This is a genomic window from Alishewanella sp. d11, from assembly GCF_049390205.1.
Classification (GTDB): Bacteria; Pseudomonadota; Gammaproteobacteria; order Enterobacterales; family Alteromonadaceae; genus Alishewanella.
This window is the reverse complement of the sequence record NZ_CP186547.1, coordinates 1,898,860-1,915,246: the sequence shown is the minus strand read 5'-3', so window position 1 is coordinate 1,915,246 and position 16,387 is coordinate 1,898,860. Positions and strand designations below refer to the sequence as shown.

The window sequence follows — 16,387 nt, the reverse complement described above, 5'->3', positions numbered from 1 at the left end:
GGTTACGCTTGGTAGACAAGGTTACCGTCGCTAAAGGTATAACAAGTTTTACCATACAGGGTATGGCCAACAAATGGGGAATTCTGTGAGCGACTGGCAAAAAAGTCTGGAGTAATAGCAAAAGGCGTCTCAAGATCAAACAACACCAAATCGGCCGCAGAGCCATCTAAGATTCGGCCACATTCAATATTAAAGATTTGACCCGCGTTACGACTCATTAGCTCAATACAAGCGCCAAGTGATAACTTACCGCTGCGAACAAAGTGGCTGTACATTAACGGAAAGGCAGTTTCCAGCCCGATAATACCAAAGGGCGCTTGCTCGATCGGTAGCGCTTTTTCTGCAGGCGAATGAGGCGCGTGATCGGTGGCAATAGCATCGATGGTGCCGTCTAGTAACGCCTGCTGACAAGCCAGCATATCAGCACGGCTTCGCAGCGGCGGGTTCATCTTCCAGTTTGCATCTAGGGTACCGTCAGCTTTCTCAGGAATATCTTCATCACACAACAGCAGATGGTGGGGAGAAACCTCAACCGTCACTCGCACGCCAGCTTGTTTAGCGGCACGAATAATATCAATGGAGGCCTTGGTAGATACATGCAACACATGATAGCGTGCGCCCGTCGCCTCACTCATCTGGCAGCCGCGGGCCACGTGCACACTTTCTGAATCGGCCCCTATGCCGCGAATGCCATATTGCTGACTGACTTTGCCGGCGTGAATGGCGCCATGGTTTGAACGTGTTTCATCCTCAGAGTGATCCAGAATAACTAAATCAGCCAGTTTGGCTTGCTGCATCGCCTGATAAAAAATAGCATCCCGCTGCACTCCTTTACCATCATCTGTAATTGCGACCGCCCCCGCAGCTCGTAAAGCAGCAAAGTCCGTCACGATTTCGCCGGCGAGCCCCTTTGATAAGGCACCGGTAGGGTAGACTTTGCACAATGCGGTGTCACGTGCGCGGTTAACCATAAAGGTGATCACATCAGGATGATCTGCCACCGGCGAGGTGTTTGGCATAGATACTACAGCAGTAAAACCGCCTTTGACCGCTGCGCGACTTCCAGAGGCGATATCTTCTTTATACTCCATGCCGGGCTCTCTGAAATGCACTTGCGGATCAAATAACCCTGGAGATAAAAATAAGCCTGTTGCGTCTATACAGTGCTCGCCATCTTGACTCGCCAACGCCTGACCTATTTCAGAGATACGGCCATCTCGGATCCGCACATCGATGATGACTTCGGCTTCGCCACTTTTGCCTAGTAAAGCGCTTAACGTTTTAGCGTGCTTAATTAAAAGCTTAGTTGACATATTAACCCACCCATAATGTTATAACATAACACAATGCTAAAGGGTTTTTATCTGCACTTCAACTACTCGTGGCGTTGACTTTAAGATTCATCTTGTCAGAACTAATAGTAACAACACAAGGCGTTATAGAGCACCTTACTCTATAACGCCTTGATACTTAGGTTGAACTATTTAAGATGCTAAAAACCCAGCGGAATGCCGAAACTAAAGAAACCTACTAATAGCAAAATCCAAGCGCCCAAGAAAGCCATGGAGTAAGGCAACATCATGGCAATCATGTCACCAAAGCCTAGCTCCGGATTATATTTGCGCATAAAGGCCAAGATAATACCGGCATAACTCATCATCGGCGTAATCACGTTAGTGGCAGAGTCTGCGACTCGGAAAGCCGCGGCGACTAAATCGGGCGTCATCGCAGGGTTAACAATGTATAGCATTGGGATAAAGATCGGCCCCAGTAACATCCACTTCGAGGTGAGACCACCTACAAACAGGTTAATAAGGGCGGTGACCAGCACAAAGCCAATAAGCAGTAACACTGGATATTGTTGTAAGCCTAATAGGATAAGCGCGTTGGCACCAAGATAGGTAATATAAGCGCCCAGTCCGCTATAGCTCAGCACCCCTAAAAAGTTATAACAAAAGAAGGTTAGTACCAAGATATAGCCCATGGTATCCATTTGTTTAACCATGGCTTTGACAATATCGAGCATACTGTTAAATTTGCCACTGGCTACGCCAAAGGCAATCCCCACAGCGGCAAAAACAAAGGTAATCACAAGGATGATGTTGTTTAAAAAAGGCGTGACTTGCTGTCCTGCCGCATTGGTAAAGCTGGCTAAAGGACCTAAAGCTAAGCCGGTAATGGCCGCCAGAGCTAAGACTAAGGCAATTCCAGAGGCTCTAAGGCCACGCTTTTCTGCAGGTGTTACATCAAAGTCCGATAGTTGTAAATCGGTTGGCACCGTATAAGGTTTATGCTCCAATCTGGGCGCCACAAACTTCAAGGTCACCCAGGCACCAACGGCAGCCAACAAAAAGGTCGAAGCAAAGATAAAATAGTAATGCATGGTGGCAGGGGTAAGGGCTTCACCGGCGGCATTCACAAAAGGCACGCCCTGCGCCTCAGCAAACACCTTTGCATTCATACCAATAATCACATCAATTGGCGTTGCTGGAATCAAATTGGCACTAAAGCCGGCCGAAACGCCGGCAAAAGCTGCAGCCATCCCGATCAGTGGGTTTTTACCAAGCCCTGCATACAACAAGCCCGCTAACGGGATCAGAATTAAATAGCCAGCGTCGGTGGCGATTGAACTCATAATGCCGATAAAGACCAAAAATAATGGTAACCAGTTAACCGGCAAGCCTCGACTAACCTTTTTTAAGATGGCATTAAATAACCCTGAATGTTCGGCAATCCCTACCCCTAGCATCACAATTAGGATCACACCTAATACGCCGCCACCAAAACCCAACCAATTCGCGAGCAGCGCATTATCAAATAGCCAGATCACGTTTTCCCGCGCCAGCATATTTTTAATTTCATGCACCACGGGTACACCTGCAGCGCCATGGGTTTCAAACTGTAAGCCACCAATTAGCGCGGTCAGGACGAGCGCGCCAACCAGAAAATAAATAAATATGATCACGGGATCAGGAATACGTTTCCCCATGCGCTCTACAAAGGCAATAAAGCCTGTCGGTTGCTCTGTAACCGGAGTTGTCATCTTTACCTCTTTTTAATGTAAACAAGTGACATTGACTTGTTATATTTAAACCCTATTTACACTTGCCAGCAGCCTAAAAGAAAAAGAGGTTTGAAACAAGGTTTCTGTTGATCACTAATCGGCAACTGTAAACGCAGACAGCGAAACTGCACAGCCTCATCGATAGTAGTAATTCAACTAGACTTGCCTTAACATATCGCTATAATTGATACAATATAACATATCAAAGAGTCCGTATTCTATGTCATCCCCAGTAGCGCTACCCGTTACCGTGCTATCCGGCTTTTTAGGCGCCGGTAAAACCACCTTACTAAACCATATTTTGCATAACCGCGACGGTTTACGGATTGCCGTTATCGTTAACGATATGAGTGAAATTAATATTGATGCCGCGCAGGTGAATAAAGAGATCAGTTTTAATCGCGCTGAAGAGAAACTGGTAGAAATGAGCAACGGCTGTATTTGTTGCACCCTGCGAGAAGACTTACTGCTGGAGATAGGTAAACTGGCCACAGCAGGTCGCTTTGACTATTTAGTGATTGAATCCACCGGCATTTCCGAACCACTGCCGATTGCCGAAACCTTTACCTTTGAACATGAAGACGGTAGTCGGCTAGCAGATATCGCAAGGCTGGATACCATGGTGACCGTGGTGGATGCCGTAAACTTTTTAAAGGATTATCAGGAGGCCCGCGATTTGGCTAGCGCCGGCGAAAGCTTGGGCGAAGAGGACGAGCGCAGTATCGCCGACTTGTTGATTGAACAGGTCGAATTTTGTGATGTGCTAGTGATCAGTAAAACCGATTTAGTCGATGCGACGCAGCTGGCACAATTACAAGCCATCCTCAAATCGCTTAACCCCAGAGCCAAACAACTACTCGCCGAACAGGGCAAGGTGGCGCTGTCGGAGATCATTAATACCGGCTTGTTTGACTTTGAGCAGGCCGCGCAAGCACCAGGCTGGCTGCAAGAACTGCGCGGCGAGCATACCCCAGAAACCGAAGAATATGGCATTAGTAGCTTTAGTTTTATGGCGCGGCGGCCGCTTCATCCACAGCGTTTTTATGATTTTTTACATCAAGATTGGCCAACCGGTAAATTACTGCGCTCAAAAGGCTACTTTTGGTTAGCCAGCACGCCAGATTATGCTTGGCAATGGCATCAAGCAGGTGGCATTGCCCGCTATGGGATGGCGGGATTGTTCTGGCAAGCCGTGCCTCGCGAGCAGTGGCCGGATGATGCTGAATCGCAAGCGGCGATACTGGCACAATTTCACGACCCCTTTGGGGATTGCCGTCAGGAATTGGTGTTTATCGGCCAGCAATTGAATAAAGCCGACATGCTGCAACAGCTTGAGCAAGCCTTACTCACCGATACTGAACTCGCGCTGGGGAGCGTTAGCTGGCAAAACTTAACCAATCCTTTTCAAGGCACACTGGAGGCATAATGGCTATACAAGCATTACAATGGACAAGCCTGTCGCCAGAGCCACAATTACTCTCGGCACGCCAGCACCAAGCTGACGATATTGCAGTTTTAACGACGATTTTTGAGCCAGATGTGAATTTAAGCGTCTGGCAACGCTGCTTAGCAACGTCGATACGCCATTATGCAGATGACTTGTTAATAGCGTTAAAACACCCTATCCAACGGCGGGTAGCATTGCATGACGTAAGCCTGTTGTTGGACACGCTGTTGCCAGCAGCTAACGGTAAAAAGGCTTTTATTGCCGATGTACAGCAGGTAGCCGATATTTTCGCCTGCCTGATGGATTGTGCAGAGCTTGGCGTAAGGTTAAGTGCACTGCAGCAACCCATGTGCCCAAAGTTTCATACAGACCATCTCGTGTGTCGCTTAGTCAGTACTTACTCTGGTCCGGGCACGGAGTGGCATAGCGGCCCCCTCTCTGATCCTGCAACCTGTCACGCTCTGAATACAGGTGACGTAGCGCTGTTAAAAGGCAGCGGCTGGGAGGATATGCAAACCTACGCTATTAGTCATCGCTCACCGGCGGTTGCAGGTGCACGTTTGCTACTGACGCTTGACCCAGTATGGTAAGGCCAGTTGATAACATACTTAACCTGATTTTCATGATTACGCCTGCGATACGCTTTATACTCAATTATTAAAAATTTTAGCAGGTGCTAATGGCATGTATTTGCGTAAACTGGTGATCTCGCTGTGTGTGTTATTAACCATCATCTTATTGCAGTCAGCAATCGCCTTTTGGGCACATCAAAACTCTGAGTTTCATACCGAGCGCAATCGCATTGCCAACCAAATGTTAACCGAGTTTATTTCCTTAAGAGCCGATAAGCAGCATTTAAAAGTGTGGCTAGCTGAATATTTAATCACAGAAGATGCCAATACCACTTTTCGAGATATCTTATTTTCTCGCATGAAACAACAACTCTATCAACTAGACCAGTTAGCTATCCGAGATCAATTATTCAGTAGAAATGAAAACGACTTGCAACATACCATGCAGCAAGTAAAAGTGATTTCATTATTGCAAAGTAATCTACAAACATTAGCCAACGCGCTCAGTACCAGCGAAATTGCGCCTAACCCAAATGAAGCCGAGCGCTGGCGAGTGTTGATAAGCTTATTTGATAAGTTTCAAGATACCGATTTATCGGAGTTACTGCAGCAAGCGATTGCGCAGCAAAAAGAGCGCGCCAGCAATACTGAGCAAGAAGCGCTTGCGGCGCTACAAAAAGTCAAACTCACTATTGCGCTAATCAGTATTGCCGGCTTAATTTTTGCCATAGTGATTGGCTATCATTTATCAAAAGCGCTCAGCCGCCCTTTACAGCAATTATTGGATGGCACCAAGCAATTACAACAAGGCCGGTTTGATTACAAGATTGCCGAAACAGGCCCTGCAGAATTCGCAGAACTGGCCAGGCAGTTTAATTTAATGTCGGGTTATATTGCCAATTTTGCCGAGAAGGAGAAACAAAACCACTACGCAACTGAACAGTTAGTTCAAGACCGAACGGCGCAACTGCAACAAGCATTAAACCAGCTTTACCAAGCAGAATATCGGCAAAAGCAACTGCTGGCTGATATTAGTCATGAACTTAGAACGCCTACCACCAGTATTCAAGGCGAAGCGGAAATCAGCCTCAGAGGACACGATAAAGATAGCACTGAGTACAAAGAATCCTTTTCCAGAATTTTAGCTTCTACCCTGCAATTAAGCAGACGCATCGATGATTTATTAATGTTAGCGCGTGGCGAAGATCGGCTGCGCCAAGTCAGCTTAAAACCAATAACAGTAGCAAACTTTAGCCAACAAATTCTTGCGACCTTGCGCCAACAGCTAGCATCCGACTTTGAACTAGTCTGGCAAGGGCCTAAGACTGAGTACGAAACGGTTTGGTTACTGTTAGATACTGAAAAATTCGATAGTGTATTACGTATTATCGCTGAAAATACAAAGTATTATGCAAAACATACCTCACAGGTATGGCTAACTCTCGCAATTAATGAAACTGAATTGCAAGTCAATCTTAGTGATGAAGGCATAGGGCTGAACGAAGAAGATGTGGAACGGGTATTTGAAAGACATTACCGCAGCAATATGGCCAGACAAACTCGCCCAGATGGCTTGGGAATTGGCCTTTGTATTGCGAAAGCTATTATGGAAGCGCATGATGGCAGCATTAGCTTGCATAAAAATCTGCCAAAGGGAGCTCAAGTGCTATTAACCCTACCTATTTTCAGTGGAGAAATAGATGAAGATACTCATTATTGAAGATGATGAAAAAGTAGGTGGCTTTTTATCAAGGGGCCTGAAAGCCGAAGGCTACCTTACCTTACTTTTAACAGAAGGCTTGAATGCGGTTGAAACAGTGAAGCAATTTGAGCCTGACGTTATTGTGTTAGATCGCATGCTACCCAACCTTGATGGTTTGGTGATTTGCCAACAACTTCGCAGCCAGCAAATTAGCGCCAGAATTCTTATTTTGTCGGCGCTTTCTGAAGTAGATGAACGTGTTAAAGGCCTTCGTGCCGGTGCGGATGATTATTTAGGCAAACCCTTTCATTTCGAAGAATTGCTTGCTCGCATAGAAGCCCTAGCAAAACGTAGTGCCAGTAAGGAGCATTCGAGACAACTGCAAGTAGCTGACTTAGTATTAGATTTGGATACCATGCGAGCGCATCGAGCGGGCCAAGAGTTGAGCCTTACCGCAAAAGAGCTAGGGATTCTCGAATTATTGATGAGTAACAGTGGCAAAGTTTACAGCCGTGAGCGCATTTTAACCAATGTCTGGGGATTAAACGAAGATCCTTTAACCAATATTGTCGATGTTTATCTGGCTCGGCTGCGTAAAAAAATTGATGATAGCCATCCAGTAAAACTGTTACATACTCGACGTGGCTTGGGTTATGCAATAATGCAAGAATAAATTAGGCGCAAGAATAAATTAGGCGCAAGAGTAAACTAGGCGCAAGAGTAAATTAGGCAAAAAGGCTGGTAAGCAGAGGACCTTACCAGCAAAAACATCGATGGGAATATGTGAAAGTCAGTTGGGCTTATTCAGCAGAATAAGGTAAAGAGGAGTGATGCAACACGATACGTAAATCACCTTGCTCATCTTTCTTAAAGCCCCAAGTTTTATCTACAGTGGTAACACTGCCATCTTTATTGGTTAACGTAACGTGTCCCATGGTTAAGGCTAAATCTCCGTTCATATGCACGGCCGCATTGTTAAATTCGTATCCTTGCCAGCCTTTTAAAGCAAAACCACTATCACCTGCGAAAGCACTGTTGCCACCGACAAAATAGGCCAAAGCACCGTCATAAGTGGTACGAAAGGTTTGCTCGCCATTGGCTAAGGTGGGCTTAAACAAAACAGGGCCAAGATTATAGCCATAGGCCGCATCCAGTACAGCACGCGCTGTTTGCTCTGCATTTTCGCGTCCACCTTTACTATAAGCCTCGCTGATGCTGATTAGTGCTTGGCCCCATGCTTCTTGAGCAGCCTGTAATTCACTTTCGGTTATTGCTTTGGAACTTGCGAAAGCTAGTTGGCTAGTAGTCATCAACATAAACGCGGTTGTTAAAGTCGTTAATTTAGAACGTGTCATCATCTATACCTTTTATAGTTAACTGCAATGGTGGGCCTTTTCCTAGCCGCCAAGTTGTTGTTTGATATGCTTATATTAAGGTAAGACAATTAACCTAAAACTAGAGATACAATGAATACGAAGATTTGTTTTGATTAAATTAAGCTGAACATACGGTGGTTTTAGCTTAAAAAAAAGCCGCGCTACATAAAACAGCGCGGCAAAACAACACCAAGGAACCTAAAATATTAATACTCGCTACGTATTAGTGATCGTGATGCTCTTCCGTTGGCTCAGCAATACCAACCCAAGCTAATTTATGAGGAGTGAAGTTTAATTGTTTACGAGCAGTAATTTCTGCTTCATGCACATCAATGGTGATAAGTTGTTTTGCAATAGGATCGGTAACGTAAACTTTATCGTCTGCCGCGGAAACAGCCAGCTGGAAACGGCTTCCGGCAGGTAGTGCTGTTAAATCTGCCTCGGTCACTTGCACCTTTGCCAAAAAGCTAAAGGCAGCTGTGTTGGTATTAGCATGTTCGTGACCGTGGTACTCAAAGATAGTCAGTTGGCCAGTGTTGTCTAGTAACACAAAGCGCTTGTCTTGGTAAGCAAAATCACTGCCCCATACGGCAGTAGCGGCACCTGGTTGCCAATCTAGCTTTTCCATTTCATTGTCTTCAGCATGGATCGCAAAAACATCTGCTCCTGCTAAACCAACAAAATGTTCGGCTTCAGGTGACCCCACCAAAGTCCCCACTCTTTGCGTACCGGTAAAATCAGCAGTATTTGCTAACTTGGTTGCGGTAAAAGTCTCGCCATCTTGTGCAATCAGTAATACGCCATCGGCACAACCAAAGGCAACAAAGTCATGGCTCTGTGCACTGCCATGTAAGTTTGGACAGGTTTCAGCAAACACCTGTACTTCGTCAAAGTGGTCACTATGCTTTTTATACAAAGCCACTTGATTAGGCAAAGTAGTGCTGCTATTGGCATCGCGTAGCGTACTAATTAAAAACTCACCACGTGCTTGCGCTGCACCATGCTGATGCGTTGTTAATGTCAACTGCGGGTAATCACTTCGGTCTTCACCAATATCCGCGTCTGTCAGCACCGCAACACTCGCCGCAGCACCGGTTGCACTGTTACCATCAAAAAATACCGCAAGCTGACCAGGCGCTTGTTGAAAATGCGTAGGCCTCACGCCGGTTAACTGGAATGGCATAAAACGCGGTGCTTCTTGATAATCATGTAAGTGATCGACATGATTTTCCTGCCATAAACCACCATCAATAAAGTTCACCAAATCTTGATTACGCTGCACAATCGCAGCGTAACGATAATCACCACTACTAAAGATTGCACTTGGCGTTGCATTAACCATAAAAGTAGCTAGTTCTGTTTTTTCAGGCAACTCTAGAACTTGCACAAAGTTATTATCAATTGCCGAAACCACTAATCTGCCAGCACCATTGATCTCATCATGGTCATGATCTGGATTTTCAATCACGATGGGCGCAAGTTCATTAATCTCTACCGTGGTATCACCACAGGCACTCAATAATGCAACAGATATGGCGAGTGCCAAGTATTTCTTTGTTTGTTTAAGCTTCATTTTGTTATTCCACATTCCATTAAAAATCAAAAACGACCCCGTAAACCAATGCTGATACCACGCCCAGGAAGTGGCGCATCATCTTTTAAAAAGGAGGTATGCACGAGGGCGCGTTGGTCTAATAAATTTTGACCTTTTAAATAAGTCACTAACTCTTGACCAGCAAAGTTAAAGCGATAACTTACAGAAGCATCTAATAGCGTGTATCCAGCGGTCTTGTGCTCTAACTCAGCGACCTTGCTTTGCTTGAAGTAGCGTGCCAAGGTGAGATCAGCGTCTAGTGCATCACCGCTATAACTTAGCGTAGATAACAAACGCAATGGTGGTGTACGAGGTAAATCACCGCCGTTTCTTAGTTCAGCACGAATATAGTCGCCCTGCACTAATAGCGTGTAAGCGGGATGTAATTGCCAAACAAACTGCGCTTCTAAGCCATATAGGTTGGCATCCTCGTTGGTGTATAAATAGACGGGCATTTCATGTCCACTATCATGATCATGCCCTTCGTCTGCATGGTCGTGATCACTATGATCATGTTCATCATGAGCATGACCATCATGACTGTCATGACCGTGGTCATGAGTGAATTCAGTAAATAACCCAGTGAAACGCTGATAATAATAATTGTCTACACGGTTATAAAAAGCGTTTACCACAAAACCAAAATCACCTTCAAACTTGCGGAAAGTCAAATCGAGATTAGTCGCACGTTCCGTTTTAAACCCATTTCGGTTTAATTCAAAGCCGTCTTCTGACGCATTCAGCGCAAATAAAGAACCGATTTCATAGCTGCGCGTACCGATATGCGCGCCAAACGACAGTAACTCGGCAGCACTTGGGGCACGTTCTGATCGCGAAAGCGACACGCCGACATTGTAACCCGGCGCATAATCCCACACTAAACCTGCTGATAAGCTGTAGGGGTTATAACGGGTAGAAAAGTCAAATAGCCGCGTGATGTCAGGCCCATGGTCGTGGTCATGGTCATGGTCATGGTCATGGTCATCATGACCATGCAGGCTTAACATTGGCAAGCGCACATTGTCAGCTTTAATCGTCACGCGCTCAGTTCTGGCACCAAGCTGCAATAATAAAGGCCCAAAATGCCGCTCGCTCATCCAGCCTAATGCTAACATGGTGGTATCTGAGGGGGGCGTAAATGCCTCAGCACCATCCGCGATAAAATCACTGTATTTGTAATGCAGACTCAAGCCGCCTTTCCAGTGGAATAGCGGTTGATGCATTAACTCAAGCCGACCTTCATGGCTTTTATTTTTGAACGTCGTGCCTACTTCACCGCCTTCAATTTCAGCATGTTGATAATCGGTGTAAGCGAAACGACTATTGATCTGCCGAATAAAGTTATTTTGGTAAAATAAGCTACTGTGCAACTGAAAACGATCTTGTTGCTTATCCGCAAATACCTGTTCCTCAGCGCCCTCTTCATGAGCGTGACCGCCATGACTATGCCCAGGAATACCGTATTGACGCTCTAACCGACCGTAAGAGACACCCACAAAACCATTATCTAACAATAAGCTAGTTCCTATGGTCCCGCCTTTACCCGTCGACGCGGTGTTAGCAATACGATCACTCTTGGTATGTCCATGCTCACCTTCATGTGTATCTTCGTGATCATGTCCGTGATCATCTGAATCAGCATGCGCATGACCCGCTGCAGCTTTGTAATCCATACTGTCACGATAAAAACCATCAACATATACTGCAAACAAATCGTTACCACTTGCCGCTGAGCCCGCGATCAGTTTCTCAGAGTTAACACTTTGCAGTTGAGTCATCCACTCAGCGCGCGGCGTACTGGTAGTCGGGACTCGCTCATCCACGATATTAACCACACCACCTATAGCGCCGCTGCCGTAAAATAACGTAGCTGGGCCACGTAATACTTCAATCTGCGTAGCGGTACTGGCTTCTGTTGCGACACTGTGATCTGGACCCACGCGAGAAGCATCACCAGCATCTAAGCCATTTTGGGTAATTAACACACGAGGACCATCTAAACCACGAATAATTGGGTTACTGGCAACACCACCATAAAAATTGCTATGTACCCCAACTTCATTTTTAAGCGTATCGCCTAAGGTGGCGGCTTGCTGCATTTTCAGACGGTCGCCTGCCAATACCGTAACAGGTAAAGCCGATTCAGTAATCGATGCATGCAGGGGACTGGCGGTGACATCAATAATTTCAAAAGGGCTAGGCTGCAAAGTCAATTGCACATTTTGTAAGCCAGCAGGTGGCACATCGAGATGCTGATTTTGATGACCATAGCGACGAGCAGCTAAATGTAACTCGACATGGTCAACGTTAATACCTGCTAAACTGAACCGACCTTCATTATCGGTGGTCGTTTTCAGGTTTTTACCTATCACTGTTATCTTAGCATTTGCTACAGGACGACCTTGTGGATCAAGTACTACACCGTTAATAGTACTCGCTAAAACTGCAGGCGCACCTAAGGTGCTGGCTACTAGCAGTGCCAAAGCACTTTTCTTAATCATTACTCCCCCAAACCACTTTATGACACTATCGACAAGATGTTATATCGTATCAATATACCCAAATTGTAATATTATCACAATACAGCACTAATCAAGAGAGCCAAAATTTATTTAAATGATAACCATTTTTATTTAGGTGAAAAATCTTTATACTCCATTTAACGGATTGTCGCACTAGGTAACGGATTGCCTCTCTCTGGTCTTTGTGACTGATCCTGCATTGTGGGGTAATGCAGATTACCCCTTTTTTTACAATTCAATTTCTTAGGAGAGACACTTTTGCTCACCAGTAAGCCATTACTCAAAAAAGTTTTAGGATTAGTTGCAGAATGTTGGCCCTCTTTGCAATCGCACTCAGGGACAACAATCGCTCCCTGTCAGCAGCATCGACTTTTTCCAGAAAATGCGGGATGGCAGCATCTCAGATTACTGGAATTTCGCTGTATTAAAGAATCCTATCTTGGTTATGAATTTGAAATCTCCTTAGAAGGAGGAGCGACCTCGCTGAGTACCTTTGAATGGTTAGACTTGCAGACACAAAATAGTTATAGCAAGGTTGCGCTTTGGTTGACTAAGCAGCAATTGACAGGATGCCAGAGCGTCTATTTCCAAAGTTGGCAAGTACCGCTGTGTCAGGCGCTAGCATCGGTTGAATTACACAATAATACCCCTGTTATTCCAAGTCAGATCTCGGAATGGCTGGCCCAACAAGGATTAATGCCACGTGGTAGCTTTCAAATTTTAAATAGACGGCAAGACGGTAATAAGCAAACTCTGTATTGCCGAACCACAGATTGTTTATCACGCGCTTGCTATCATTGGCTGCAACAGCAAGCGATTCGCTTTCAGTTGATCTATGTACGCAGTCATTAAGCCAAGGCAGTATCGAGTACTAACATCAACACAAAGCCTAGCATTAAACCATTGGTGGCGGATAATTCATGTCCTTGCCGATGCGACTCCGGAATCATCTCGTGACTAATAACAAATAACATGGCGCCAGCGGCTAAAGCCAAACCCCAAGGCAGTAGTAATGCGGATGCACCTAGAACAGCAGCACCAAAAACCGCCATGATCGGCTCGGTTAAACCAGAGAGCATACCAACCGCAAGCGCAGTGCGTCGACGATAACCCACTGCAAGTAAAGCCATAGCGACAACAAATCCCTCTGGAACATCCTGAATTGCAATGCCAGTTGCTAAAGCAGATGCCCCCGTTGCCTCACCACCAGCATAAGCCGCACCAATAGCCAATCCCTCAGGAATATTGTGTAGCATAATGGCCAGCACGAATAACCAACTTCGTTTTAATGCTTTCGCAAGCTGACCTTCCGCACCTTTTATAAAATGTTCGTGCGGTATCCAGCGTTCTAACAGCAGCATTGCCGCAGCCCCTGCCAAGATCGCTAAGGCAACTTGTAACGCGCCAGCATAGGAACCGGCAGAAGGGGTATGGCTGTTAAACAATTGTAAGGCGGGTAAAATTAACGAGAAAATGCTGGCAGCGAGCATTACACCACCACCAAACCCCAGCATGGCCGCATTTAATCTGGCTGACAACCGTCGTGAAAAAAGTGCAGGTAATGCGCCTATTGCAGTAGCTGCTGCCGCCACCATCCCCGCATAAAAGGCATAGCGTATATGCGTATGCTGTTGCAGTAGAACAACAAATTGCTGCAAAGCATATAGGCTACCAAAGCATACAATAAACCAGCCTAGGATTTTCCGCCCTAAGGATCTGCCTTTTTTTAACACTAGAGGGGTACTCATGCCAGCTCCTCAAACCGCCGGGCAACTTCAGGCCAATTAATAACCTGAAAAAATGCGTCAATATACTCCGGTCGCTTATTTTGATATTTCAGATAGTAAGCATGTTCCCATACGTCCAAGCCAAGTAAGGGGATCTGCTGCATCAACAAAGGGCTGTCTTGATTAGCGGTACTTGTTACCTGTAACCGTCCTTCATCAGTCATCACCAGCCAAGCCCACCCACTACCAAATCGACTCAGCGCCGCCTGAGTAAACTCTTGTTTAAATGTAGTAAAACTATCAAATTCACATTGAATAGCTTTGCCAAGTTCGCCACGCGGTTCCCCACCGCCATCTGGCGACATGATCTGCCAAAATAAACAATGGTTCGCATGCCCGCCGCCATGATTTCGTACCGCGCTCTGCAATGACACCGGTAAACTTGCAAAGCCCGTGAGTAACGCCATCAGCGACCAATGCTCATAATCTGTGCCAGTTAGCGCTTGATTTAAGCCATTCACATAGGTCTGATGATGCCGCTGATGATGGATCTGCATGGTTTGGGTATCCACATAAGGTTCTAGTGCATCATAAGCATAGGGTAATTCCGGTAACACGAAAGCCATAACACCTCCTCTTTTATTATTGATAATCATTATCATTTGCATATAATAAAAAAGCAAGCCAAGATGTCTGACATTAGAGTTGTCATTTCAGGCAATCAGATTAACCAAAATCAATGGAGTCATTATGGACCCGCTCGCACATTGGCAACACTTACAACGACAAGGCAATCAGGCTTTTCGACAAGCACAATGGCAGTTAGCCAGTGAATATTATTTACATAGTATTATTTTGATTCGACACCACTTACCGCTGAAACTGCATCAGCAGACAGCTCAACCTCGAATCATGATGTTATCCAGCAACCAAACGACAACCGCTGACTTAGTCATCTGTTTATCCATTGCGATTCAGAATTTAGCTGAAGTCTATGCACGGCAGCAACGTTGGCGCAGATGTCACAGCTTATTAAAACGAGCCTTAGGCAGATTACAACTATTACAACAACAGTTGGATGCAATAGATAATGCCAGTGTGGTGCTATTACAGGAATGCTGTAGTTTACGCCGTGAAATTTATCGACATACCTTAAGCTGTAATGCCAATATGACTAACACACCAACTATAGCCATGGCGTTATTGAGTAGTAGTATTCACTAAAAAGGTATTTGGTGTTGGTATTCGGCAGCTATATCATCCCTATATGGCGATATAGCTGCCGCAAGAAGGGCAGCGCTATTGTAGATTAAAGCTGTGATTGCAGATAATTCGGTAAACCCAATAACTTAATTAAACGCAACTGTTGCTCTAGCCAGTGAGCATGATCATTTTCAGTATCATCCAGTAAACCCTGCAACATATTGCGTGTCACAAAGTCTTGCTCTTGCTCACATAACGCCATAGTTTGCTTTAATAATTTTTGCACAGCATATTCAACATTCAAATCATTTTGCAGCATAGCGGGCACATCTTTACCAACATGAATAGCATCGCGCTTACTCATATCAGGGGTGCCACCTAGGAAAATAATCCGTTCGATTAGTGCTGAAGCATGGCCTTTTTCATCATCAAATTCATGATCAATACGCGCAAATAACTTCTGCAAACCCCAATCGTGGTACATACGGGAATGAATGAAATACTGATCCATCGCAGCGAGCTCATTGGCCAGCAAGCTATTTAATGCATCGATAACCTTAGTACTGCCCTGCATTACTCACCCCCTAACTGTGCTTGTAAATAATTTTCCAGCGTTAATACGCTAATCTGATGTTGCTGTGTTTCTAGCCAATCTAAATGCTCTTCTTCATCTTCCAGAATTTCGGTAAGCAAATCGCGGCTAACATAATCTTGTAAGCTTTCGCAAAGTGCGATCGCGGCTTTTAATAAGGGCAATTGTTCCACCTGAAAATCTAAATCGCACTGCAGCATCTCAGGGGTATCTTCACCAATACGCAACTTGCCAAGCGCTTGCAGGTTAGGTAAACCCTCCAGCATTAAAATACGCTCAATCAAGGCATCAGCTTGCTTCATATCTTTGATCGATTTTTTGTAACAGGCATCGTTCAGCGCTTTTAAACCCCAATTTTTATAAATGCGGGCGTGCAAAAAATACTGATTGATTGATGTAAGCTCTGCGGTAAGTACTTCATTTAATTTACTTAGTACCTGTGGGTGACCATGCATAACAGACTCCTGCTAATAACGTTTAGTGTTATAGCATAGAGCAAAATAGCGTTTTTGGCAAAAAAATGTTTAATATCATAAAGATACAATTAAGAATGCTTTGCATTATTACTGTGGATTTTGTTATTAGCAG

Annotated in this window: 15 protein-coding genes; 6 read left to right on the top strand and 9 right to left on the bottom strand. The window is 45.2% G+C overall.

The window, feature by feature from the left end; genetic code table 11:
* Positions 1-2: 2 nt before the first annotated feature.
* Both ACO1PK_RS08625 and ACO1PK_RS08620 read right to left on the bottom strand, forming a co-directional pair.
* Positions 3-1,313 (bottom strand): dihydroorotase, encoded by a 1,311-nt coding sequence (locus ACO1PK_RS08625; RefSeq protein ID WP_423185240.1) that lies wholly within the window; start codon positions 1,311-1,313, stop codon positions 3-5.
* A 179-nt stretch (positions 1,314-1,492) separates the two neighbouring features.
* Positions 1,493-3,043 carry an AbgT family transporter gene (locus ACO1PK_RS08620; protein ID WP_423185239.1) on the bottom strand — a complete coding sequence of 517 codons (1,551 nt, stop codon included), beginning with the start codon at positions 3,041-3,043 and terminating at the stop codon, positions 1,493-1,495.
* A 241-nt stretch (positions 3,044-3,284) separates the two neighbouring features.
* Between ACO1PK_RS08620 and zigA the strand changes: the two genes are divergently transcribed.
* From zigA to ACO1PK_RS08600, 4 genes are all read left to right on the top strand, one after another.
* Positions 3,285-4,490, top strand: coding sequence for a zinc metallochaperone GTPase ZigA (gene zigA / locus ACO1PK_RS08615; protein ID WP_423185238.1), 1,206 nt, complete (start codon positions 3,285-3,287; stop codon positions 4,488-4,490).
* Positions 4,490-5,101: a DUF1826 domain-containing protein gene (locus ACO1PK_RS08610; RefSeq protein ID WP_423185237.1), complete on the top strand. Its 612-nt coding sequence runs from the start codon at positions 4,490-4,492 to the stop codon at positions 5,099-5,101. Before zigA ends, ACO1PK_RS08610 begins: the two co-directional genes overlap by 1 nt.
* A 94-nt stretch (positions 5,102-5,195) precedes the next feature.
* Positions 5,196-6,803, top strand: coding sequence for a sensor histidine kinase (locus tag ACO1PK_RS08605; RefSeq protein WP_423185236.1), 1,608 nt, complete (start codon positions 5,196-5,198; stop codon positions 6,801-6,803).
* A complete protein-coding gene (locus ACO1PK_RS08600; RefSeq protein WP_423185235.1) occupies positions 6,784-7,458 on the top strand; it encodes a response regulator transcription factor in 675 nt (224 codons plus the stop codon). The genes ACO1PK_RS08605 and ACO1PK_RS08600 overlap by 20 nt, the downstream gene beginning before the upstream one ends.
* Before the next feature lie 127 nt (positions 7,459-7,585).
* On the opposite strand, the gene ACO1PK_RS08595 is transcribed toward ACO1PK_RS08600, so the two are convergent.
* The 3 genes from ACO1PK_RS08595 to ACO1PK_RS08585 form a co-directional block, all read right to left on the bottom strand.
* Complete coding sequence (locus ACO1PK_RS08595) at positions 7,586-8,140, bottom strand: phosphoribosyl-AMP cyclohydrolase (protein ID WP_423185234.1); 555 nt, start codon at positions 8,138-8,140, stop codon at positions 7,586-7,588.
* A 244-nt stretch (positions 8,141-8,384) separates the two neighbouring features.
* Positions 8,385-9,734, bottom strand: a complete 1,350-nt coding sequence (locus ACO1PK_RS08590; RefSeq protein WP_423185233.1) for a 5-methyltetrahydrofolate--homocysteine methyltransferase — start codon at positions 9,732-9,734, stop codon at positions 8,385-8,387.
* Positions 9,735-9,760: 26 nt separating this feature from the next.
* On the bottom strand, positions 9,761-12,256 hold the full coding sequence (locus ACO1PK_RS08585) for a TonB-dependent receptor (RefSeq protein WP_423185232.1): 2,496 nt from the start codon (positions 12,254-12,256) through the stop codon (positions 9,761-9,763).
* A 279-nt stretch (positions 12,257-12,535) separates the two neighbouring features.
* Between ACO1PK_RS08585 and ACO1PK_RS08580 the strand changes: the two genes are divergently transcribed.
* A complete protein-coding gene (locus ACO1PK_RS08580) occupies positions 12,536-13,129 on the top strand; it encodes a hypothetical protein (protein ID WP_423185231.1) in 594 nt (197 codons plus the stop codon).
* On the opposite strand, the gene ACO1PK_RS08575 is transcribed toward ACO1PK_RS08580, so the two are convergent.
* Entirely contained in the window at positions 13,126-14,025 is a 900-nt protein-coding gene (locus ACO1PK_RS08575; RefSeq protein WP_423185230.1) for a ZIP family metal transporter, read from the bottom strand. The genes ACO1PK_RS08580 and ACO1PK_RS08575 overlap by 4 nt on opposite strands.
* Complete coding sequence (locus tag ACO1PK_RS08570; RefSeq protein ID WP_423185229.1) at positions 14,022-14,630, bottom strand: superoxide dismutase; 609 nt, start codon at positions 14,628-14,630, stop codon at positions 14,022-14,024. Before ACO1PK_RS08570 ends, ACO1PK_RS08575 begins: the two co-directional genes overlap by 4 nt.
* A gap of 124 nt (positions 14,631-14,754) precedes the next feature.
* On the opposite strand from ACO1PK_RS08570, the gene ACO1PK_RS08565 reads away from it, so the two are divergent.
* Positions 14,755-15,228, top strand: a complete 474-nt coding sequence (locus ACO1PK_RS08565) for a hypothetical protein (protein ID WP_423185228.1) — start codon at positions 14,755-14,757, stop codon at positions 15,226-15,228.
* Between the two features lie 85 nt (positions 15,229-15,313).
* Here ACO1PK_RS08565 and bfr (ACO1PK_RS08560) read toward each other — a convergent pair whose 3' ends face one another.
* Both bfr (ACO1PK_RS08560) and bfr (ACO1PK_RS08555) read right to left on the bottom strand, forming a co-directional pair.
* Entirely contained in the window at positions 15,314-15,781 is a 468-nt protein-coding gene (gene bfr, locus ACO1PK_RS08560) for a bacterioferritin (protein WP_423185227.1), read from the bottom strand.
* Positions 15,781-16,254, bottom strand: coding sequence for a bacterioferritin (bfr, locus tag ACO1PK_RS08555; protein ID WP_423185226.1), 474 nt, complete (start codon positions 16,252-16,254; stop codon positions 15,781-15,783). The genes bfr (ACO1PK_RS08560) and bfr (ACO1PK_RS08555) overlap by 1 nt, the downstream gene beginning before the upstream one ends.
* Positions 16,255-16,387: the final 133 nt, after the last annotated feature.

Bases quoted from the DNA above. Each gene is read 5' to 3' on its own strand.
- ACO1PK_RS08605 (WP_423185236.1), top strand. From the start codon at position 5,196: ATGTATTTGCGTAAACTGGTGATCTCGCTGTGTGTGTTATTAACCATC.
- bfr (WP_423185227.1), bottom strand. From the start codon at position 15,781: ATGCAGGGCAGTACTAAGGTTATCGATGCATTAAATAGCTTGCTGGCC.
- ACO1PK_RS08600 (WP_423185235.1), top strand. From the start codon at position 6,784: ATGAAGATACTCATTATTGAAGATGATGAAAAAGTAGGTGGCTTTTTA.
- ACO1PK_RS08585 (WP_423185232.1), bottom strand. From the start codon at position 12,256: ATGATTAAGAAAAGTGCTTTGGCACTGCTAGTAGCCAGCACCTTAGGT.
- ACO1PK_RS08575 (WP_423185230.1), bottom strand. From the start codon at position 14,025: ATGAGTACCCCTCTAGTGTTAAAAAAAGGCAGATCCTTAGGGCGGAAA.
- ACO1PK_RS08590 (WP_423185233.1), bottom strand. From the start codon at position 9,734: ATGAAGCTTAAACAAACAAAGAAATACTTGGCACTCGCCATATCTGTT.
- ACO1PK_RS08610 (WP_423185237.1), top strand. From the start codon at position 4,490: ATGGCTATACAAGCATTACAATGGACAAGCCTGTCGCCAGAGCCACAA.
- ACO1PK_RS08595 (WP_423185234.1), bottom strand. From the start codon at position 8,140: ATGACACGTTCTAAATTAACGACTTTAACAACCGCGTTTATGTTGATG.
- ACO1PK_RS08565 (WP_423185228.1), top strand. From the start codon at position 14,755: ATGGACCCGCTCGCACATTGGCAACACTTACAACGACAAGGCAATCAG.
- ACO1PK_RS08620 (WP_423185239.1), bottom strand. From the start codon at position 3,043: ATGACAACTCCGGTTACAGAGCAACCGACAGGCTTTATTGCCTTTGTA.
- zigA (WP_423185238.1), top strand. From the start codon at position 3,285: ATGTCATCCCCAGTAGCGCTACCCGTTACCGTGCTATCCGGCTTTTTA.
- ACO1PK_RS08625 (WP_423185240.1), bottom strand. From the start codon at position 1,313: ATGTCAACTAAGCTTTTAATTAAGCACGCTAAAACGTTAAGCGCTTTA.
- bfr (WP_423185226.1), bottom strand. From the start codon at position 16,254: ATGCATGGTCACCCACAGGTACTAAGTAAATTAAATGAAGTACTTACC.
- ACO1PK_RS08570 (WP_423185229.1), bottom strand. From the start codon at position 14,630: ATGGCTTTCGTGTTACCGGAATTACCCTATGCTTATGATGCACTAGAA.